At 72.8% G+C, this 18,869-nt stretch carries 18 protein-coding genes; 11 read left to right on the forward strand and 7 right to left on the reverse strand.

The window, feature by feature from the left end; all coding sequences use genetic code 11:
- Nucleotides 1-181 precede the first annotated feature (181 nt).
- From lipA to ACWDR0_RS14905, 3 genes are all read left to right on the forward strand, one after another.
- Nucleotides 182-1,153 carry a lipoyl synthase gene (gene lipA / locus ACWDR0_RS14895; RefSeq protein WP_456352074.1) on the forward strand — a complete coding sequence of 324 codons (972 nt, stop codon included), beginning with the start codon at nucleotides 182-184 and terminating at the stop codon, nucleotides 1,151-1,153.
- 440 nt (nucleotides 1,154-1,593) lie between these two features.
- Nucleotides 1,594-1,812: an SCO2195 family GlnR-regulated protein gene (locus tag ACWDR0_RS14900; RefSeq protein ID WP_456352075.1), complete on the forward strand. Its 219-nt coding sequence runs from the start codon at nucleotides 1,594-1,596 to the stop codon at nucleotides 1,810-1,812.
- A gap of 10 nt (nucleotides 1,813-1,822) precedes the next feature.
- Nucleotides 1,823-2,533 carry a DUF4191 domain-containing protein gene (locus ACWDR0_RS14905; protein ID WP_456352076.1) on the forward strand — a complete coding sequence of 237 codons (711 nt, stop codon included), beginning with the start codon at nucleotides 1,823-1,825 and terminating at the stop codon, nucleotides 2,531-2,533.
- A gap of 391 nt (nucleotides 2,534-2,924) precedes the next feature.
- Here ACWDR0_RS14905 and ACWDR0_RS14910 read toward each other — a convergent pair whose 3' ends face one another.
- Nucleotides 2,925-3,392, reverse strand: a complete 468-nt coding sequence (locus ACWDR0_RS14910; protein ID WP_456352077.1) for an RDD family protein — start codon at nucleotides 3,390-3,392, stop codon at nucleotides 2,925-2,927.
- A gap of 245 nt (nucleotides 3,393-3,637) precedes the next feature.
- Here ACWDR0_RS14910 and glnA point away from each other — a divergent pair, with 245 nt between their 5' ends.
- Entirely contained in the window at nucleotides 3,638-5,047 is a 1,410-nt protein-coding gene (gene glnA, locus ACWDR0_RS14915; RefSeq protein WP_456352078.1) for a type I glutamate--ammonia ligase, read from the forward strand.
- A gap of 160 nt (nucleotides 5,048-5,207) precedes the next feature.
- Here glnA and ACWDR0_RS14920 read toward each other — a convergent pair whose 3' ends face one another.
- The gene (locus ACWDR0_RS14920) at nucleotides 5,208-5,351 is read right to left on the reverse strand and encodes an HGGxSTG domain-containing protein (protein WP_456352079.1); all 144 of its coding nucleotides are present in this window, start codon (nucleotides 5,349-5,351) and stop codon (nucleotides 5,208-5,210) included.
- A 238-nt stretch (nucleotides 5,352-5,589) separates the two neighbouring features.
- Between ACWDR0_RS14920 and hemC the strand changes: the two genes are divergently transcribed.
- Nucleotides 5,590-6,525 (forward strand): hydroxymethylbilane synthase, encoded by a 936-nt coding sequence (hemC, locus tag ACWDR0_RS14925; protein WP_456352080.1) that lies wholly within the window; start codon nucleotides 5,590-5,592, stop codon nucleotides 6,523-6,525.
- Nucleotides 6,526-6,631: 106 nt separating this feature from the next.
- Here the strand turns inward: hemC and ACWDR0_RS14930 are convergent, their stop codons facing one another.
- Nucleotides 6,632-6,901 carry a hypothetical protein gene (locus ACWDR0_RS14930; protein WP_456352081.1) on the reverse strand — a complete coding sequence of 90 codons (270 nt, stop codon included), beginning with the start codon at nucleotides 6,899-6,901 and terminating at the stop codon, nucleotides 6,632-6,634.
- A gap of 127 nt (nucleotides 6,902-7,028) precedes the next feature.
- On the opposite strand from ACWDR0_RS14930, the gene ACWDR0_RS14935 reads away from it, so the two are divergent.
- Nucleotides 7,029-7,394: an arsenate reductase family protein gene (locus ACWDR0_RS14935; RefSeq protein ID WP_456352082.1), complete on the forward strand. Its 366-nt coding sequence runs from the start codon at nucleotides 7,029-7,031 to the stop codon at nucleotides 7,392-7,394.
- Here the strand turns inward: ACWDR0_RS14935 and ACWDR0_RS14940 are convergent.
- Both ACWDR0_RS14940 and ACWDR0_RS14945 read right to left on the reverse strand, forming a co-directional pair.
- Nucleotides 7,391-8,245 carry a YwqG family protein gene (locus ACWDR0_RS14940; protein ID WP_456352083.1) on the reverse strand — a complete coding sequence of 285 codons (855 nt, stop codon included), beginning with the start codon at nucleotides 8,243-8,245 and terminating at the stop codon, nucleotides 7,391-7,393. The genes ACWDR0_RS14935 and ACWDR0_RS14940 overlap by 4 nt on opposite strands.
- 63 nt (nucleotides 8,246-8,308) lie before the next feature.
- Nucleotides 8,309-9,325, reverse strand: a complete 1,017-nt coding sequence (locus ACWDR0_RS14945) for a Gfo/Idh/MocA family protein (protein ID WP_456352084.1) — start codon at nucleotides 9,323-9,325, stop codon at nucleotides 8,309-8,311.
- A gap of 216 nt (nucleotides 9,326-9,541) precedes the next feature.
- On the opposite strand from ACWDR0_RS14945, the gene ACWDR0_RS14950 reads away from it, so the two are divergent.
- The 4 genes from ACWDR0_RS14950 (at nucleotide 9,542) to ACWDR0_RS14965 (ending at nucleotide 14,763) form a co-directional block, all read left to right on the forward strand.
- Nucleotides 9,542-11,212, forward strand: coding sequence for a hypothetical protein (locus ACWDR0_RS14950; protein ID WP_456352085.1), 1,671 nt, complete (start codon nucleotides 9,542-9,544; stop codon nucleotides 11,210-11,212).
- A complete protein-coding gene (locus tag ACWDR0_RS14955; RefSeq protein ID WP_456352086.1) occupies nucleotides 11,209-12,387 on the forward strand; it encodes an ARPP-2 domain-containing protein in 1,179 nt (392 codons plus the stop codon). The genes ACWDR0_RS14950 and ACWDR0_RS14955 overlap by 4 nt, the downstream gene beginning before the upstream one ends.
- A gap of 88 nt (nucleotides 12,388-12,475) precedes the next feature.
- Entirely contained in the window at nucleotides 12,476-13,495 is a 1,020-nt protein-coding gene (gene glnII / locus ACWDR0_RS14960; RefSeq protein ID WP_456352087.1) for a glutamine synthetase, read from the forward strand.
- 578 nt (nucleotides 13,496-14,073) lie between these two features.
- Nucleotides 14,074-14,763: a winged helix-turn-helix domain-containing protein gene (locus ACWDR0_RS14965; RefSeq protein WP_456352088.1), complete on the forward strand. Its 690-nt coding sequence runs from the start codon at nucleotides 14,074-14,076 to the stop codon at nucleotides 14,761-14,763.
- A gap of 266 nt (nucleotides 14,764-15,029) precedes the next feature.
- On the opposite strand, the gene ACWDR0_RS14970 is transcribed toward ACWDR0_RS14965, so the two are convergent.
- Both ACWDR0_RS14970 and ACWDR0_RS14975 read right to left on the reverse strand, forming a co-directional pair.
- Nucleotides 15,030-16,457, reverse strand: coding sequence for a PepSY-associated TM helix domain-containing protein (locus tag ACWDR0_RS14970; protein ID WP_456352089.1), 1,428 nt, complete (start codon nucleotides 16,455-16,457; stop codon nucleotides 15,030-15,032).
- Nucleotides 16,458-16,506: 49 nt separating this feature from the next.
- Entirely contained in the window at nucleotides 16,507-17,121 is a 615-nt protein-coding gene (locus tag ACWDR0_RS14975) for a hypothetical protein (RefSeq protein WP_456352090.1), read from the reverse strand.
- Nucleotides 17,122-17,822: 701 nt separating this feature from the next.
- On the opposite strand from ACWDR0_RS14975, the gene ACWDR0_RS14980 reads away from it, so the two are divergent.
- Nucleotides 17,823-18,818 carry an NAD-dependent epimerase/dehydratase family protein gene (locus tag ACWDR0_RS14980; RefSeq protein WP_456352091.1) on the forward strand — a complete coding sequence of 332 codons (996 nt, stop codon included), beginning with the start codon at nucleotides 17,823-17,825 and terminating at the stop codon, nucleotides 18,816-18,818.
- Nucleotides 18,819-18,869 lie beyond the last annotated feature (51 nt).

Consider the following 18,869-nt stretch of genomic DNA (forward strand, 5'->3'; position numbering starts at 1 on the left):
CCGGGAGTCCGGGCCGGAGCCGCGCGGCGCCGTACGGGAGCCGTCCAGAGCCGTACACAGCCGTTCGGGGGAATGCGCCTCAGCGTGACCGGGTTGTCACGAGGCAGGGCCGTACAAAGCACGGGCGTACCCTGGTGTGCGCCGCAGAATCGAATGCCGCGATAGCAGAAAGGGGCGCCACGTGTCCGCTGTCGCACCCGACGGACGCAAGATGCTGCGCCTGGAGGTCAGGAACAGCCAGACCCCCATCGAGCGCAAGCCCGAGTGGATCAAGACCCGGGCGAAAATGGGCCCCGAGTACACGAAGATGCAGGCCCTCGTGAAGAGCGAGGATCTGCACACGGTGTGCCAGGAGGCGGGCTGTCCGAACATCTTCGAATGCTGGGAGGACCGCGAGGCGACCTTCCTCATCGGCGGTGACCAGTGCACCCGGCGCTGCGACTTCTGCCAGATCGACACGGGCAAGCCGGAGGCGCTGGACCGTGACGAGCCCCGCCGGGTCGGCGAGTCCGTCGTCACGATGGACCTGAACTACGCGACGATCACCGGTGTCGCCCGGGACGACCTCCCGGACGGCGGCGCCTGGCTGTACGCGGAGACGGTCCGGGAGATCCACCGGCAGACCGCCGGGCGCGCGGACGGCCGGACCAAGGTCGAGCTGCTGGCCCCGGACTTCAACGCGGTGCCCGAGCTGCTGGACGAGGTCTTCGCCTCCCGTCCCGAGGTCTTCGCGCACAACGTCGAGACGGTGCCGCGGGTCTTCAAGCGGATCCGCCCCGGTTTCCGTTACGAGCGGTCGCTGGAGGTGCTGACCCGGGCCCGCGAGGCCGGTCTGGTCACCAAGTCGAACCTGATCCTGGGGCTGGGCGAGGAGCGCGCCGAGGTCTCCGACGCGCTGCGGCAGATGCACGACGCGGGCTGCGAGCTGATCACGATCACCCAGTACCTGCGGCCGTCGGTGCGCCACCACCCCGTGGAGCGGTGGGTGAAGCCCCACGAGTTCGTGGAGCTGAAGGAGGAGGCCGAGCAGATCGGCTACTCCGGGGTGATGTCGGGACCGCTGGTGCGCTCGTCGTACCGGGCGGGACGGCTGTACCAGCAGGCGATGGAGAAGCGGCTGTCGGGCGACCGGGCCACGCTGCCCGTCGTGTGAAGTCGGGCACAAGTGATTACCCCTCGGTAATACGGGGGCGGGCGCGGCCCGTATGCTTCCCGCAGGTGGGGACGGCGTACGGGCCGCGCCGGGATTCCGGGCCCGGATATCAGGGTTTCACCGGCGTTTGACCGGTCGGTCACGCACTGGTAACACCAAGCAGTGACCCTGGTGGGACGGCTTCGAAAGCATCCGGTCGACGGCGACCGGAGCGGGCCGGCCGGTGGTCGTGAGCGCCTCCGCGGAACCTGCGGGGAGCCGTGGGCGCCGACGCGCACCGCCCGCCGGGCACCACACGCCGGACACGACCCGCACCGTGTACGACCCGTACCGCACCGCACCCACCTGTACGAACCGCACCGTCCGCCCGACCGTGACCGGTCTTCCCCCGCCGCCAGGCGGCCCCGGCCGCGGTCACCGTTCCCGAAGGGGGTCCCGCCATGCAGGCCGCCGAGGCACGTACCGTACGCGCCACCGCCCTCCCGTCCGTGACCGGCGCGCTGCGCGCCGTGGAGTCCCTGCTGCTCGGCAGCGGCCAGCGCACCGCCCGCCGCAACGCGTGGACGGCGGTCCTGGAGGACCGCCGCCGCGCCAGGGACCGGGTCGAGACGGAGCACGTACTGGAGGCCGTGGCTGAGCGCACGCCCCGGGCCACGTAAACTTCGCTGTATGGCGAGGAAGGCAAAAACGGACAGCACTGACGCTGCTGCGAACCCGGGGCGACTGAAGCAGATCGCCCTCACCTACAAGATGACCCGCAAGGCCGACCCGCTGGTCGGTCTGGTCATCGCGGCCGTAGGAATCGTCACCTTCGGTGTCTTCCTCGGAATCGGCTTCTGGGTCGGCTACCCGATCTATCTCGGCATTCTCGGCTTCCTGCTCGCCTTCCTTTCGATGGCGATCATTTTCGGCCGCCGGGCCGAGCGGGCGGCCTTCGGCCAGATGGAGGGCCAGCCGGGTGCGGCGGCCGCCGTCCTGCAGAACGTGGGCCGCGGCTGGACGACCACCCCCGCGGTGGCGATGAACCGCAGCCAGGACGTGGTGCACCGGGCGGTCGGCCGGGCGGGCATCGTCCTGGTCGCCGAGGGCAACCCCAACCGGCTGAAGCCGCTGCTGGCGGCCGAGAAGAAGAAGATGTCGCGGGTCGTGATGGACGTTCCGGTGCACGACATCGTCGTGGGTACGGACGAGGGCCAGGTGCCGCTGAAGAAGGTCCGTACGACCATGCTGAAGCTGCCCCGGGTGCTCTCCGGCCCCCAGGTGACCGCGACCAACGACCGGTTGCGCGCGCTGGGCGACCTGCTGAGCAATATGCCGGTGCCGAAGGGCCCGATGCCCAAGGGCATGCGGATGCCGCGCGGCGGCCCGAAGACACGCTGACCGAATCCCGCCTGAAACGAGAAGCGGGGGCGCCCGGAGGATCTCCGGGCGCCCCCGCTTCTCTGCTGTTCACCGCCGGTGCGGGCGCGCCCGGCGGCGGGGCTGCGTCACCGGGGGGCGCGGGGCCGTATCACCGGGCCCTCGTTCGGACCCGGGCCCGCGGTCCGCGCTCCGGCCGTACCCGGCTCCGGCCCGGTCTGCTCCGGTCCATCGGTCGGCGGCCCGACACCGTACGGCCCGGTCCGGCCGGCCCGAGGGACCACTCCGGACCCGGTCCGCGCGCCCGGCCCTGATCAGACCGCCTCCGAACCCCGCCCGCGCGCCCGGTTCCGATCGGTCCTGGCCGGTACCGGAACGAACCGGACCGCACCGCACCGCACCGGGATCCGGATCAGATCCGTACCTGGACGGCCTTGGCGAACCGGTCGTGCAGTCCGCGCCCGTCGCGGTCCCAGATCAGGGCCGGGAGCCCCAGGCAGAGCAGCACACTGCGCAGGAGGACCCGGCCGAAGGGCAGCGGGCCGCCCTCGACCGCGACCACCCGGAGCCGGAAGAGCCGCTTGCCGGGGGTGAAGCCGACCGTCCCGAGCGTCAGCACGCTCAGCACGAGGAAGATGCCGAGCGCCCAGTTGCCGCCGGTCTGGCGGTTGCCGTCGGCGAAGAACGCGCTCGCGACCAGGAAGCAGAGCCCCCAGTCCACGAAGATGGCCCCCAGCCGCCGCCCGGTGGGCGCGATGGAGCCGGGCCCCTCCTCGGGCAGCCCGAGCCGCTTGCCCCGGTACCCGAAGTCGACGCCCATGTCCTCGGCCGCCGCGCGGGGTCCGGAGAGCCACGATCCGATTGCTTGCCTGTTGTCCACCCGTCCACGGTACTGCGCCCCGGTCCGTCCCCCGGGGCCGGGGCAGCCCCCGGACGGTGCTCCCGGACCGGTCCGGGGTGATGTATCCGACTCCGGCGACCCGCCCGGTTAACGCGGCCGAAACAATCGGGTCATGCTGGAGAAATCCCCTCTGCCTATCGTCGGGCCTGCGTGTGGCCACCGCACTGGCCGTACGGACGAGCTACCAACCCGCCCCCGCCCGGGACGGGAGTAGGAGGAGTTGGATGTTCCAGAACGCCGACGACGCGAAGAAGTTCATCGCCGACGAGGACGTCAAGTTCATCGACGTCCGGTTCTGCGACCTGCCAGGTGTGATGCAGCACTTCACCATCCCGGCGGGCATCTTCGACCCGGCGGAGGAGCTGGCCTTCGACGGCTCGTCGATCCGCGGTTTCCAGGCGATCCACGAGTCCGACATGGCGCTGCGCGCCGACCTGTCCACGGCCCGGGTCGACCCGTTCCGCCGGGACAAGACGGTCAACATCAACTTCTTTATCCACGACCCGATCACCGGCGAGCAGTACAGCCGTGACCCGCGCAACATCGCCAAGAAGGCGGAGGCCTACCTCGCCTCCACCGGCATCGCGGACACCGCGTACTTCGGCCCGGAGGCGGAGTTCTACGTCTTCGACTCGGTCCGCTTCAGCACCTCCGCGAACGAGGGCTTCTACCACATCGACTCCGAGGCCGGCGCCTGGAACACCGGTGCGGTCGAGAACAACCGCGGTTACAAGGTCCGCTACAAGGGCGGCTACTTCCCGGCCCCGCCGGTGGACCACTTCGCCGACCTGCGTGCCGAGATCTCCCTGGAGCTGGACCGTCAGGGCCTCCAGGTCGAGCGCCAGCACCACGAGGTGGGCACGGCCGGCCAGGCCGAGATCAACTACAAGTTCAACACCCTGCTGGCCGCCGCCGACGACCTGATGCTCTTCAAGTACATCGTGAAGAACGTCGCCTGGCGCAACGGCAAGACCGCGACCTTCATGCCGAAGCCGATCTTCGGCGACAACGGCTCGGGCATGCACGTCCACCAGTCGCTCTGGCAGAACGGCTCCCCGCTCTTCTACGACGAGCAGGGTTACGCGGGCCTCTCCGACACCGCCCGCTACTACATCGGCGGCATCCTGAAGCACGCCCCGTCGCTGCTGGCCTTCACCAACCCGACGGTGAACTCCTACCACCGCCTGGTCCCCGGCTTCGAGGCCCCGGTCAACCTGGTCTACTCGCAGCGCAACCGCTCCGCCGCGATGCGCATCCCGATCACGGGCTCCAACCCGAAGGCCAAGCGCGTCGAGTTCCGCGCCCCCGACCCGTCCTCCAACCCGTACCTGGCCTTCTCGGCCCTCCTCCTCGCGGGCCTCGACGGTGTCAAGAACAAGATCGAGCCGGCCGAGCCGATCGACAAGGACCTCTACGAGCTGGCCCCCGAGGAGCACGCGGGCGTCCCCCAGGTCCCGACCTCCCTGCCGGCCGTCCTCGAAGCCCTGGAGCAGGACAACGAGTACCTCCAGGCCGGCGGTGTCTTCACCTCCGACCTGATCGAGACGTGGATCGACTACAAGCGCACCAACGAGATCGCCCCGATCCAGCTCCGCCCGCACCCGCACGAGTTCGAGCTGTACTTCGACCTCTAAGCCGCGGACCGGCCCCTGCCCGGGCCCGAGGCCCGGACACGTGCCGTAAGCCGTTGAACGACCGAGGGCCGCCACCTCCCGCTGGAGGTGGCGGCCCTCGGTCGTGCGGTCAGCCGCGTGGGCCACCGGTCCGGAAGGACACCGCCTTCGCCGGGAGCGGTCAGCGCTTCTTCCGCTTCCGCTGCTGCTTCGGTGTCCATGCGCCACGGTGGTGCTGGCAGCGGGAGTAGCCGATCATCGCCGGGTTCTGGCATGGTCTGCCGTTCGCGGTTTCGGTCGAACCGCACTTGGTTTGCTTTCCCATGCTTCCTCCTGTCCGCTCCTCTTCCTGAGCGCATCGTCGGGGACGGGTACGGTCCACGTCCCCGAGCCGGAGGAGTTCGGCCGGTTCGCGGCGCGGCACGGCCGGTTCCGGTGAACGGCGTTGCGCGGTACGGCTGCTGGCGCCGGAACGGTGCGCGGGGCGCGGGGGCGGCGTATTTCCGGCGTACTCGTGGGCGCGGTGAAATGACCATGGAGCCGGAAGCCCTATGGTGTTCCGCATGGCCGCTCCCGAACTCATCCGTATCGTCACCCGCTCCTCCCCCATGGCCCTCGCCCAGGTGGAGCGCGTACGGGCCGAACTGGCCGCCCTGCACCCGGGGATCCGGACCGAAGTCGTGCCCGTCACGACCTCCGGGGACCGCTGGATGGGCGATCTTTCGAAGCTCGGCGGGAAGGGCGCGTTCACCAAGGAGGTGGACGCCGCTCTGCTCGCCGGGGAGGCGGACCTCGCGGTGCACTGCGTCAAGGATGTCCCGGCCGACCGGCCGCTGCCCGCGGGGACCGTGTTCGCCGCCTTCCTGGCCCGGGACGACATCCGGGACGCGCTGGTCCACCCGGACGGCCTCACGCTGGACCGGCTGCCTCCGGGCACCCGGATCGGCACCTCCTCCGTGCGCAGGATCGCCCAGCTGGCGGCCTCCCATCCGGAGTTGGAATGTGTGCCGATGCGCGGCAACGCCAACCGGCGGCTGGAGAAGCTGGCGGCCGGTGAGGCGGACGCCCTGCTGCTGGCCGCCGCCGGGCTGGAGCGGATCGGACGTACGGACGTGATCAGCGAGGTCCTTTCGGTGGAGACCATGTGCCCGCCGATCGGCGCGGGCATCCTGGCCCTCCAGTGCCGTCAGGACGACACCGAGACGATCGACCTGGTCAGCGGGCTCGGCGACCCGGCCGCGCATCGGGAGGCCACCGCCGAGCGGATGTTCCTCCATGTGCTCCAGGGGCACTGCAACTCCCCCATCGCCGGGTACGCCAGGGCCGAGCGCAGTGGGGAGCTGTCACTGCGCGCCAAGGTCTTCACCCCCGACGGCAAGCGGGTCCTCAACGCCCATGAGTGGGCGGGGCCGCTGGACCCGGCGACCCTGGGCACCTCGGTCGCGGTCGCCCTGCTGCGGCAGGGCGCGCGGGAGCTGATCGACGAGATTCCGCACTGAGGCACGGCTCCCGCGGCCCGGGGGCCCAAGGCGGGCGGTACTGCCCGGTCCGGTGTCCCCGCCGCGCTGCGGGGCACCGGACCGGGCACGTACGGACGCCGTGGGCTCAGCGGCCGTACCGGATCAGGGCCCTGACCATCCGGCAGGTGGTGTCGGACGGCGGGTGGATACCGATGCTGTCGGCCGTCGTCCGGATCCGGATGTTGTCGGCGGTCGCCGGGTGGTGAACGCCGGAGTCCAGCAGGGCTATCGCCAGGCGCATCGCCTTGAGCCGGCGGTTGTGCGTCACATACCACTCACGCGGCCGGCCGGCCGGGAGGGGTGCCTTCGTCAGGGGGGCGGGCGCCGCGGTGTGCCCCGCGGCAGGCTTCCTCATGAGTCTGGATACGGCCATCGACAACCTCCAGTTGCGGTGGCGGGACCATCCCGAACTGGTGTCCATTCTACTGGGGGCCACTGACAATCGGCCCTGGCCAGACGGGGTGCGCGCTACCGTTGGGGGCATGGAGATCTGGATCAATCCCGCCTGTTCCAAATGCCGTGGCGCCCTCGGTCTGCTCGACGCCGAAGGGGCGTCGTACACCGTCCGGCGCTATCTGGAGGACGTCCCCGACGCCGGTGAGATCCGGGAGGTCCTCGGCAGGCTCGGGCTGGAGCCGTGGGACATCACCCGCACCCAGGAGGCCGCGGCCAAGGAGCTGGGGCTGAAGGGGTGGCCCCGGGACGAGCAGTCCCGGGACCGCTGGGTCGAAGCGCTCGCCGCCCACCCCAAGCTCATCCAGCGGCCGATCATCACGGCCGACGACGGCACCGCGGTGATCGGCCGCACGGACGAGGCCGTCCGCGACGCCCTACGCCGCAGCGCTTAGCACTGCACGACGAGCCGGGCCCGGTCGAAGCGGCGGGCGGCGAGGTCCTCGGGGGCGATCAGCCAGTAGAGGGTGCCCTCGTCCGCCCATGTCGTCCTCGCGTCGCTGTCGCTGCTGAACTGGGCGAGCAGGGTCCAGCGCTCCGTCTCCTGGTCCAGAGACCGGTCCTCCTCCGGGTGGGGGCCGTCGAATACGGAGTAGGCGATCTCGTACTCCACCGGGCCCTGGATGGGCAGGGCGTGGCCGCCGAGCTGGTGGCCGATCCAGCCGCGCAGGTGGGCGAAGGCCCGCAGGAACGGCTTGAGCCCGGCCGGGGTTTCCCGGGGGTGGGGCCAGTCCCGGCTGTCGCCGAGCAGGACCTGCCGCACCTGGGGAAGTCCCTGGTCGGGAGCGCTCTGCTCGATGTGCGCAGCGAGCTCCACGCGGGGGAACGCGGCCAGGGCCGGGGGTGTGTCCGCCGGGAGGACGGGGGTGCCCTCCGGGATGTACAGCACCCGGCTCCCGGGCCGGGTTTCGGGGTCGTAGACGGAAACGACGGCGTCTTCGTCGGCCTGACCGTCGAAGTAGAAGAAGAGCAGAGTCCCGTCCGGTGGGAACTGCTCGGCGAGCCCGTCACGGGGCAGCGCGGCACACCGCACTGAAGCAATGAACGACAGTGGTCCGTATCCGGGCCACTCGGGCCAGTCGGTCCCGGCCGGAAGCTCCGGCCTCCCGCCGAGGACGGCCACGGTCTGCTCGCCCGCCGCGGTCCGGCGAAGGCGCAGGCAGGGGCGGAGCAGCGCCGTCCAGCGCCCCGCAAGATCGCTGGGTAGATGTTCGGCAGCAAGCCGGGAGTACCGCTCATCGGTCATGAGTCCCATCGTCTCCGACGCCGCTGACAGTCGGCCCCGGGTCAGCGGCGCCCGCCTTGGCGGTCAGGGGCCGGTGAGGTGGGCTTCCGCCTCGGCGAGGATTTCCGTCAGGCGCAGGCCGAAGCGGATGTCGCAGTCCGCCGGGCGGCCTGTGCGCACGCTCTCCAGGAGGGCGTCCACCGCGGCATGGAACGCGGTGACGGGGTCGGACCACCCGGGCAGGGTCGCCGGGCCCTGGTCGCCGAGGAGTTCGAGGCGGACGACAGCGGCCTTCGGCGGGGCGGCCAGGCCCACCGTCGCCGTGCTGGAGGCTCCCGAGGCATGGCGCAGTGCCAGATGGACCGTGTCCTCGGGGCCGCGGAGCGCCGTCACCGCGGTCACCTCGCCCAGGACGGGGATCAGTACGGAGAGCACATGCGGGCCCAGGTCCCAGAGGCCGCCCTTCTCCCGCCGCCAGGGGGAGTCGACGGCCGGGGCCTCGGACCCCGGGTGGTAGAACGAGCCCAGCCAGTGGGCGGATGCGGTGAACCAGCCCTCCGTCGCCGCCTGTTCGGCTACCCAGGCACGGGTCGCCGGGGCGAACCGGAGCGTCAGGAAGACCACCGAGGCCACACCCGCCTCGGCCACGGCGTCCGCCGCCGCCCGGGCCTCCGGCACCCGGGTCGCCACCGGCTTGTCCAGCAGCACATGGCAGCCCGCCCGGGCGGCCCGGACCACCAGGGGCGCCTGGACGTCGGGCGGTATCGCGAAGGCGATCGCGTCGGAGGCGGCGAAGAGGTCGTCGAGCCCCTCCTCACCGCTGTACGCGGCGGTGTCCCAGGCCTCGGCGAGGGCGCCGGCGGCCTCCGGGCGGCGGGCCCAGACTCCGCTGAACACGACATCGTCATGAGCCGCGAGGGCGGGCGCCTGGGTCGCCCCGGCCCATGGTCCGGCCCCGACGAGCCCGATCCGGAGCCGCCCCGGCCCGCGCCCGGGGTCCGCCGCCCGGGAGCCGTCCGCCGGAAGATCCGCCGAGAGATTCCCCGCCGGGGTGTCCGGATGCTCCGTGCCGGCTGTCGCTGTCGTCCGCTGATTCGTCATGCGGACAGTCTGCCCGCCGCTCTCCGCCCGGCCCCCGTTTTATCCACAGCGCCGGACAATGGTGCGATGTTAGGTTGAACGCACCGGCCGCGGGACTCCGGTGCGACTTCCGGAACTTGCCTCTGAAGCGATGTCGACGCTGTTCGCACCCCCATTCCCCGGCCGGTTTTTCCTGCCTGCGTGCCCCCTGGGCCGTGGTTGTCGTACCCGGAGTGGATGGAGGGCGGGCCGGCCGTGAATCCCGTAGGGCCCGTAGGGGCAGAAGAGCACGCGGAACCCGAGGAGGCCGTGGGGGACACCCGCTCCGACCTCGTCGCCGCCGAGGACCTGCTCCTCCTCGTCAATGCGGCGATCACCGCCACCGGTCAGCGCGAGTTCCGTTCCGGCGCCGCCGAGCAGCGGCTGTCGCTGGCCTTCCTCCATGAGTACGTCCAAGTCAACCACCGCTCCCTCTACGCCGCGGTGCTCGCCCTCGACATCAACGACCACAACGCGGCCCTGATCGCCGAACGGCTGCTGCGCACCGCGCGCGAGGCCACCCCGGAGCAGAAGCGCACCGAGGGACGGCTGATCGCCGCACGGCTCGCCCTGCTCCCGCCGCAGCGCGTCTACCGCCTCTTCCGGGCGCTGCGCACCGCGGGAGTGAACAACCGCCGCACCCGCGCGGTCCAGCGGGACTGGCTGGCGGCCCGGCCCGATCTCGGCCTGGACGCGGTCAAGTACCGGCGGGAGCTGAAGGCCGCCGTCCGGCACGCCCACCTCCCGGCCCGGGTCCTCGACACCGGCCGCGCGGGCGAGCTCGGCGACTTCCTGTTCCGGCCCGGCGCCCGGCCCCGCTACGCCCATCCGCTCCTCGACGCCCACCGCCGCGCCCACTACGAACAGCAGGCGGTCTACGAGCTGCCGTTCACCGTCGCCGAGGGTTTCGCCGCGCGCCACGGCATTCCCCGGGAACGGTTCCTGGAGCGCATCGCGCCCCGGATGACCCGGCTGGAGAAGCTGCGCACGGCGGAGGCGACCGGCGGACGCACGGCGGAGCAGGAGCTGTCGGAGCTGCCGCTCACCCGGCTGGCGCTCTATGTACTTGCTCTCCCCCGCGCCGAGCGGGCCGCCCGCCGGACCGTGCTGACGGCAGCGCTGCGGGCGGCCGCCCGGCGTGCCGCGGGGCCCGCGGCGGGGACCTGGGGGCGGGTGTCGGCGGTGCTGGACGACAGCTACTCCTCGTACGGCTCCGGGGTGAAGCGGCGGCGGCCCCTCGCGGTGGCGCTGGCGGCGCACTTCCTGCTGGAGGCGCTCGCCGCGGCGTACCGCCCGCACTGGACGTCGGGACTGACCGATCCGCTGATGGCACACCCCGTGGGACCGACCCCGCTGGGCACCCGGATCCTCGACGCCCTGGCGGACTCCCCCGCCCGGCTGGTGATCGTCTCGGACGGCTGGGACAACGCGCCGCCCGGGCTGGCGGGCGAGGTGCTGCGGCTGTGGCGCGGCATCCCGGCCCCCGGCCGGGCCACCGCGGTCGTCCATGTGAATCCCGTGTACGACGCGGACGGATTCGACGTACGGCGGCTCGCGCCCTCGGTGCCGACGGTGGGCATCCGGGACGCGGAGGACCTGGCGGCCCTGGTGGAGATCGCGAGGTTCGCGGAGGGCCGGACCCGCCCCGCCGAGCTGCGGGCCTATCTGGACCGCCGTTCGGAGCGGTTTCTGCTCGCCCATGAGCGGCGCACCCATGACCGGCGCGCCCGGGACCGGCTCACCCATGACCGCAGCGCCGACGGGGAGCGCGCCCGGGAGCGGGACACCCAGGAGCAGCGCGCCCGCGAGCGGGGGAAGCCGCGCGGGAAACGGAACGACGACGCGAGTACGGAGGGCGGGCGGGGATGAGCGGGCTGGACATGACCGGACTCACCACCGGTCCGGCTCAGGTATGGGGCGGTATCCGGCTGGTGCCGCTGCTGCGCGACGCGCCCGTCGCGGGGCTCCGGCTCCACCGCGACCTGCGCGGTACGGACGGGGCGCAGGAGGAGGCGGAGGAGTACGAGGGGCCCTGCGGCGGTGTGTCGTACGTTCCGCACGCCTTTGTCGCCGACTGGTCGGGCGGCGGCGGTCCCGGGGCCTCGTACGGCACCCGGCTGGGCCCCGGCGGCGGTCCGGCGGAGCCCGTACGGATCCCGGTATCCGCGCACCGGCGCCCGGTCCGCCGGCTCCGGGACTCGGGGCGGCGCGGCCCGCGCCGTCCGTCCCGGGCCTCGGACCGCCTGCGGTTCCTGCCGCTCCAGGTCGCGCTGGCGGGCTATCTGTCGCTGCACTTCCGCGGCCCGTCGGTCGCCTGGGACGAGTGGTCCCGGTCGGCGGTGCGGAACGGCCTTTCGCCGCGGGAGGAAGCGGCGTACACCGGGACGTCCGTCCCCGGGCTCGGTGAAGCCCTGCGGATCTTCGAGATCCACCCCCGGCAGTGCGGAGTGCTGCTCTACGCGGCCGACGCCCTCGCCGCGGCCTTCGTGGTGCCGCATCCGGCCGACTACCGTGCCCTGCACGGCACGCTGGTGGAGGACCTGTACGGGGAGCTGGTGTACCAGTACGCCTACTTCGCGCGCCCGGTGCCCGCTTTCGAGGCCCGGCTCGGCGACGGGCGGCATCTGCGGTCCCTCGCGGATCTGCGGGCCGCCGCCCGGAACGCGGAGGCGGCCTGGCGCCGTGATCACGACACCGTACTGGCGGCGGGCCTGCTGACCGGCGGCTACCGCTTCGAGCGGGTGTACACGATGGACGGCTTCACCGTTCAGAGGTTCCTGCCGGGGTTCGAACCCGGACGGGAGCAGCACATCGGGGAGCTGATCCGCGACCACAAGGGGCGGACGGCCTATCTGAAGACGTTCCGGCTCTCGGAGGCGCAGGTGCGCCGGGGGCATCTGCTGGACGCGCTGCACCGCGAGGACTGGCATCCGGAGCGCACCGCGGCGGCGCTGGGGACGACCGCCGAGGAGCTGGTGCGGCGGATCACCAGCGCGGGCTTCGCTTCACTGCTGAAGCACGGAGCGCAGCGGCCACAGGCGTAACACGGGGTTCACAAACGGGCAACGGATGGGAAATCGCCCGTTGACAGGCTGCGGAGCAACCCCGCAGCACCCGCAAAGGATGAGGCCCGTGAGCATCAAGGCTGAGTACATCTGGATCGACGGCACCGAGCCGACGGCCAAGCTCCGTTCGAAGACCCGGATCCTTCCGGCCGGTGCCGAGCTTCCCCTCTGGGGTTTCGACGGGTCCAGCACCAACCAGGCCAAGGGTCACGCGTCCGACCGGGTCCTGAAGCCGGTGTACTCCTGCCCGGACCCGATCCGCGGCGGGGAGCACCTCCTGGTGCTGTGCGAGGTCCTCAACACGGATATGACGCCGCACTCCTCCAACACCCGCGCGGAGCTGGTGGAGCTGTCCGAGCGGTTCGCCGCGCAGGAGCCGATCTTCGGTATCGAGCAGGAGTACACGTTCTTCGACGGCGACCGTCCGCTCGGCTTCCCGGTCGGCGGCTTCCCGGCGCCCCAGGGCGGCTACTACTGCGGTGTCGGTGTGGACGAGATCCACGGCCGTGACGTGGTCGAGGCCCACCTGGAGAACTGTCTCACCGCCGGTCTCGGCATCTCGGGCATCAACGCCGAGGTCATGCCCGGCCAGTGGGAGTTCCAGGTCGGCCCGCTGCCGCCGGTCGAGGTCGCGGACCAGCTCTGGATCGCCCGCTGGCTGCTCTACCGCACCGCCGAGGACTTCAAGGTCGCCGCGACCCTGGACCCCAAGCCGGTGAAGGGCGACTGGAACGGCGCGGGCGCGCACACCAACTTCTCGACGAAGGCGATGCGGGAGTCGTACGACGCGATCATCACCGCCTGCGAGTCGCTGGGCGAAGGCTCCCGGCCGATGGACCACGTGAAGAACTACGGCGCGGGCATCGACGACCGGCTGACCGGTCTGCACGAGACCGCCCCGTGGAACGAGTACAGCTACGGCGTGTCGGACCGGGGCGCGTCGGTCCGGATCCCGTGGCAGGTCGAGAAGGACGGCAAGGGGTACATCGAGGACCGCCGGCCGAACGCGAACGTCGACCCCTATGTGGTGACCCGGCTCCTGGTGGAGACGTGCTGCACGGCGCTGGAGAAGGCCGGTCAGGTCTGACGGATCGACAGGCCGGCAGGCCGGCAGACCGACGGGGCAAGGGTGAAGGGTGAAGGGGTGTACGCCGGGCGACGGCGTGCACCCCTTTCGCACGCCCGGGCGGGTGCGCCGCCCCGGCCGTACGCCGCCGTTGCGGGCCACCGGTACGGGCCGCGGCGACGGGCCTTCGTTGCAGGCCGCGGTGACGGGCCGTCGTGGCGGGGCCGTCGTTGCGGGGCCGCGGTTTCGGCACGCATCCGGGCCCCCACGGCCCGCACCCTCGCGCGTTCCCCGGCGGCGCAAACCTCCCGCCGGTGTGATGAGACAGGCATCTCGACAGGTGAGAGACTCCCTCCTTAACGGGGAGTTCATCTGGTTCAATGAGCACATGACCGGCTTCCAGAACTCCGTGACGGGTCCCAGTGACCTCGAACCGTTCTGGCCTTCCCGGCAGCACCACGACTTCGACCGGGTGTGTTGCCGCGCGGTGAACGCGCGGGCCCTCTAAAACCGGTCTTCCGGCCTTCGGCCAGCGCGCACGACGTACGTCCGTACCACCGACTCGTCGACCCCTCCGCGCGAAAGAGAGCTGACCTCTCATGGCGAATATCGTCAACTCCCGTACCCGTACGTTCTCGCAGGCCGCGGCGGTCGGCGCGCCCCGCGCCGCCGTTACCGCCCCGGGCCGGGCCGGGGTCCTGCCGCCCGCCGCGCGCCCGGAGCGCCACCGGCTGCGGGCCGTCGCCCCCGACGAGGTCGTACCGCCCGGCGCGCTGCGCACGCTCACCGAGCTGCTGCCGCCCGGCGCGACCTGGCTGCCCGCGCCCCAGCACCAGGTGCCCGCCCTGCCCGGGCGGCCGCCGATGGTCGGCTATCTGGTCCTCGTGCCCGCGGACCAACTGCCGTCCGCCCCGGCCCCGTCCGCGGTCCGGGACCCCGCGGTGCCCGCCGCCGCGCCCGCCGCGGCTCCGGCGGCCCGCGGCTCCCTGCCGTCCGTCCAGGGCGGTGACGGGCCGGTGGCGATCGACCCGGCCGAGCGGGTGGCCCGGGTCGGGGGCCGGGCGCTGGACCTGACGTATCTGGAGTTCGAGCTGCTGGCGCATCTGGTGGCCAGGCCGCAGCGGGTGCACACCCGGGACCATCTGGTGACGACGGTATGGGGGTACGGGCACGTGGGTGACGGCCGTACGGTCGACGTCCATATCGCCCGGCTCCGGCGAAAGCTCGGTGCCGAGCACCGGCACACCATCCAGACCGTCCGGCGCGTGGGCTACAAGTACGCCCCCTGAGCCGGGTACGCGCCCCGGGCCGGGGGTGCCGGGTGCCCGGCGGGGCGCCATGAGCGTGTCCGGCCGGGCGCGCGGCGGCCGGTACGCCGGTTCCGGGGGCGTGCCCGGCCGGACACCTGTTTTCTCGTACGGGCCGGTCCCCGGCCCCGGGTGCCGTACCCGGGGCCGGGGACCGCGGCGTTTCGCGGAAGCGCCGTGTTCCCGAGGTGCCCGCGGGTCCGTACGGGTCGGCGGGAGCCGTACGGACCGTGCGGTACCGCGGTGCGTCAGGCCGCCGCGCGGCCGGCCCGGGCCTTGGCCACCAGTCCGAGGACCGCGTCCACCACCAGGAACGCCAGCAGGCTGATCCCGAGCAGCGGAATGAACCAGCCGACCAGGACGGTCAGCGCCGCCAGCAGCGCAAGAGCGAGTGGCGGAACCTTTCGCCAGGCGCCGCGGGGCACCGGGCGGCCGACCGGGGAGCGGCCCTTGGTGGGCCGTCGCAGCCACCACATCCGGTAGCCCCAGAAGATCACCAGGATCAGGGCCAGCGCGAGGGCGGCCAGCAGAAGCTGGTTCACCAGCCCGAACAGGACTCCCATATGGGCGTCGATACCGAATCGGGTGAGCTTCGCGAGCATCGGGTGCTCGGAGAAGCGGAGTTCGTCGATGACCTTGCCGTCGGCCGGGTCGACGGCGACGGAGTCGAGATGGACGGGGAAGGTGGCGTCCGTCTCCTTGATGACATAGCCGGTGCCCTCGCCGGGCAAGGTGATCGCCAGCTTTCCGCCGATGCCGGCCGCGCGGGCGGACGCCAGCGCGGCGTCGATGCCGACGTCCGGGCCCTGGTGCGCGGCACCGCCACCGCCGCCGCCGTGGCCCGCGTGGTCGCCGCCGCCGGAGGAGCCGTCGAGGCTCGCCGAGACCGCGGGGGTGGCACCGCCCAGCTGGTCCTGGACGGCGCCGATGTTCTCACCGGCGTAGCGGGACCAGGTCAGTCCGGTCGCGGAGAGGACGACCAGTCCGACGACGGCCCAGAGGCCGACGACACCGTGCCAGGAGAGGGTCCCGCGGCGCCCCTTGGTGCCGCGTTCGGGCACGAACAGGGCGCGCCGGGAGGCCCTGCGGCGGCCGAGCCAGAGGGCGAGTCCGCCGAGCGCGACGACCCAGAGCCAGCTCGCGGCCAGTTCGCTGTAGTTGCGGCCGAACTCGCCGAGGTGCAGATCGCGGTGCAGCTCGTCGAGCCAGGTCCGCAGCGGGAGGGCACCGGAGCTGCCGTACGAGGGCAGCTCGCCGCGTATCTCACCGGTGCGGGGATTGACGAAGACCGCGAGGGAGGTGCCTTCGGGGATCCCGGGGGCGTCCATCAGCACCCGGGTGGTGTCGCGTTCGCCGGTCGCGGGCCAGACCGCGGTGACGGTGCCGTCGGGGCGTACGTTGCGGGCGGCCGCGACCTGGTCGGCGAGGGTCAGCGGGCCCTCGTAGCGGTCGCCGGCGGGCACGGTCAGTTCCTGCCGGTAGACGACCTTCTCGGCCTGGAAGGAGAGTGCGTAGAGCAGTCCGCTGACGGCGGCGATCAGCAGCAGGGGGGCGATGAGCAGACCGGCGTAGAAGTGGATCCGGAGGACGAGGGGGCGCAGCCTGCTCCAGAGGGAGCCGGTCACCGCCTCCTGTTCGGTCTCGGTTCTGCCGTGGGCAGGGGTGTCGATGGCCATGGGTGTTCCTGAAGGTGAGTGTGTTGACATGGGGGGATGCGGCCCCCGGTCAGACAGCGGCTCCAGGGGCCGTGGCACGGTGGCGGTACGGCGGCCGCGGCGGGCCGCGGCGCACCAGGGTGTGGCCGAGGAGTACGGCGGCACCGGCGCGGGCGGGCGAGGTCGTCCGGGATACGGCCGGGCGGCGCGGGGTGCGGGGGGTGTCCGGGGAGGCGAGCAGCAGCCGCAGCGGGGTGAAGGCGAGGGCGGCGCAGGCGCGGGCCAGTTCGAAGAACGCCTTCTCGCCGCGGGCGAGCCAGAGGGCGCAGACGGCGGCGGCGAGGACATGGGCGACGAGCATGCCCGTACCGCCGGTCAGCAGGTTCTCGGGCAGGCCGGTGCCCGCGAGTCCGCCGGTGGGGGTGGTGCCGGGGGCCGTGCCGGTGCTCGCGGTGCCCATGGCCGTGCCCGTGCCCGTCCCGTAGCCGGGCCCGTGGCCGCCGGAGGGAGTGGTGGAGTGCCCCTGGGCGCCGGCGTAGAGATAGTGCAGTGCGCCCTGGGCGGCGAGCAGCCCCGTACCGATGGCGAGCGGACCGCGGCGGCGGGCTCCGGCGAGCCAGCCGGTCACGGCGGCCACGGCGAAGGCGGGCAGCAGCACGGCCGCCGGGAGATCATGACCGGACATGAACATATGCCCCACAGCCGACAATGCGGTGCACACCGCCGCGAAAAGTGCGGCCCGCAGAGCGCGCATCGGCGGCCGGGGTTCTGTCATGGTCCCCACATGCTGCCACCGCCGCCCGGGGGCGGGAAGAGCCGGGCGGATAAACGTGTCAACGTGCCGCGGGGCGCCTCCGGCGGGGTCGGCGGGACCGGCGCGCTTGCCGGTGTTGGCGCGGCACCTGCTCCACGGCGGGCGCCGGAGCGGCCGGGGCCGGGCTCCCGGCCGACGCCGTGACGTGGGGCCGTGCGACGAAGGCGGCGAGGGTGGCTCTGCCGGACCCGCGCGAAGCGTCCCCGGCGCGGGGCGGACGGGACGGGACGAGGCGGACCGAACCGGATGGGACGGACCGGCCGAACCGGATGGGACGGACCGGCCGGGGCGGACGGGACGGACGGGACGGACCGGACGGGGCGTCGGCCACCGGCCCGGCGCAGGGCGGGCCACCGGTGCGGGGCGGCGGCGCGGGGAGGGCGGGGCTTCGGCCACCGGCCCGACGCAGGGCGGGCCACCAGGGCGGACCACCGGTGCGGGGAGGGCGGGGCGGCGGGCCCGGTGGAAGCGGCGGGCGCGAGCCCGGCCGTGCCCGGAGCGGCGCGGGCGCGGGGTTACTCCGTCAGCGGAAGTTCTGGCCCGGTGGGGGCGGTTGGAGGCAGTGTCGGTGCATGAGACTTCTGATGCTGGGTGGTACGGAATTCGCCGGACGGGCGGTGGTGGCGGCCGCCCTGGCGCGGGGCTGGGACGTCACGGTCTTCAACCGGGGCAGCAGGCCCGCGCCGGACGGGGTCACCGCTCTCGTCGGCGACCGGACACGGCCGGAGGATCTGGCGGTGCTGGCCGACGGGGAGTGGGATGTCGTGGTCGACACCTGGGCGTCCTCGCCGACGGCCGTGCGCGACGCGGCGCGGCTGCTCGCCGACCGCGCCGGACGGTATGTGTACGTGTCGAGCTGTTCGGTCTACACCTGGCCCGCGCCGCCGGATTCGGACGAGTCCGCGCCGCTGGTGCAGGCGTCCGCGGACGACGAGGACGTGCCGTACGCCGAGTCCAAGCGGGGCGGTGAGCTCGCGGCGGTGGCGGCTTTCGGGGCGGACCGATCGCTGCTGGTCCGGGCCGGGCTGCTGCTGGGGCCCTGGGAGAACATCGGGCGGCTGCCGTGGTGGCTGTCCCGGATCGCCCGCGGCGGGACGGTGCTCGCGCCGGAACCCGCGGACGCGCCCGTGCAGTACATCGACATCCGCGATATGGCCGAGTGGATCCTGTCGGCGGCCGAGGCCGGGCTGAGCGGCCCGTACAACATGGTGGGCGAGCAGCGCCGGACGGTGTTCGGGGAGTTCCTCGACGAGTGCGTCCGGGTCACCGGCGGGGCCGGGCGCGAGCCGGTGGAGCTGCGCTGGACGCCCGCGGACCGGATCCTCGCGGCGGGTGTCTCGCCGTGGACGGACCTCCCGGTGTGGGTTCCGCCGGAGCAGGCACCGGATCTGGTGGGCGCGCTGTACACCCTGAACGTGGACCGGGCGCTGGCCGCGGGCCTGCGGACCCGGCCGCTCGCGGAGACGGTGGCCGACACCTGGGACTGGCTGCGGGAGGCCGGCGGCGAACTGTCCGTGCCGGGCGTGGGTATCTCCCCGGAACTGGAGGCCCGGCTGCTGGCGGAGTGAGCCGGGCGGAGCAGGCCCGCAGGGTGAGCCGGGCGGGACGGTATACCGGCG

Source organism: Streptomyces sp. NPDC003691, assembly GCF_053981115.1.

Excerpts from the sequence above, each read along its gene's own strand:
- ACWDR0_RS14980 (WP_456352091.1), top strand. The coding sequence starts at position 17,823 with ATGAGACTTCTGATGCTGGGTGGTACGGAATTCGCCGGACGGGCGGTG.
- ACWDR0_RS14950 (WP_456352085.1), top strand. The coding sequence starts at position 9,542 with ATGGAGGGCGGGCCGGCCGTGAATCCCGTAGGGCCCGTAGGGGCAGAA.
- ACWDR0_RS14900 (WP_456352075.1), top strand. The coding sequence starts at position 1,594 with ATGCAGGCCGCCGAGGCACGTACCGTACGCGCCACCGCCCTCCCGTCC.
- ACWDR0_RS14945 (WP_456352084.1), bottom strand. The coding sequence starts at position 9,325 with ATGACGAATCAGCGGACGACAGCGACAGCCGGCACGGAGCATCCGGAC.
- ACWDR0_RS14920 (WP_456352079.1), bottom strand. The coding sequence starts at position 5,351 with ATGGGAAAGCAAACCAAGTGCGGTTCGACCGAAACCGCGAACGGCAGA.
- ACWDR0_RS14955 (WP_456352086.1), top strand. The coding sequence starts at position 11,209 with ATGAGCGGGCTGGACATGACCGGACTCACCACCGGTCCGGCTCAGGTA.
- ACWDR0_RS14930 (WP_456352081.1), bottom strand. The coding sequence starts at position 6,901 with ATGAGGAAGCCTGCCGCGGGGCACACCGCGGCGCCCGCCCCCCTGACG.
- ACWDR0_RS14970 (WP_456352089.1), bottom strand. The coding sequence starts at position 16,457 with ATGGCCATCGACACCCCTGCCCACGGCAGAACCGAGACCGAACAGGAG.
- ACWDR0_RS14965 (WP_456352088.1), top strand. The coding sequence starts at position 14,074 with ATGGCGAATATCGTCAACTCCCGTACCCGTACGTTCTCGCAGGCCGCG.
- hemC (WP_456352080.1), top strand. The coding sequence starts at position 5,590 with ATGGCCGCTCCCGAACTCATCCGTATCGTCACCCGCTCCTCCCCCATG.
- ACWDR0_RS14975 (WP_456352090.1), bottom strand. The coding sequence starts at position 17,121 with ATGTCCGGTCATGATCTCCCGGCGGCCGTGCTGCTGCCCGCCTTCGCC.
- glnA (WP_456352078.1), top strand. The coding sequence starts at position 3,638 with ATGTTCCAGAACGCCGACGACGCGAAGAAGTTCATCGCCGACGAGGAC.
- ACWDR0_RS14935 (WP_456352082.1), top strand. The coding sequence starts at position 7,029 with ATGGAGATCTGGATCAATCCCGCCTGTTCCAAATGCCGTGGCGCCCTC.
- ACWDR0_RS14940 (WP_456352083.1), bottom strand. The coding sequence starts at position 8,245 with ATGACCGATGAGCGGTACTCCCGGCTTGCTGCCGAACATCTACCCAGC.
- ACWDR0_RS14905 (WP_456352076.1), top strand. The coding sequence starts at position 1,823 with ATGGCGAGGAAGGCAAAAACGGACAGCACTGACGCTGCTGCGAACCCG.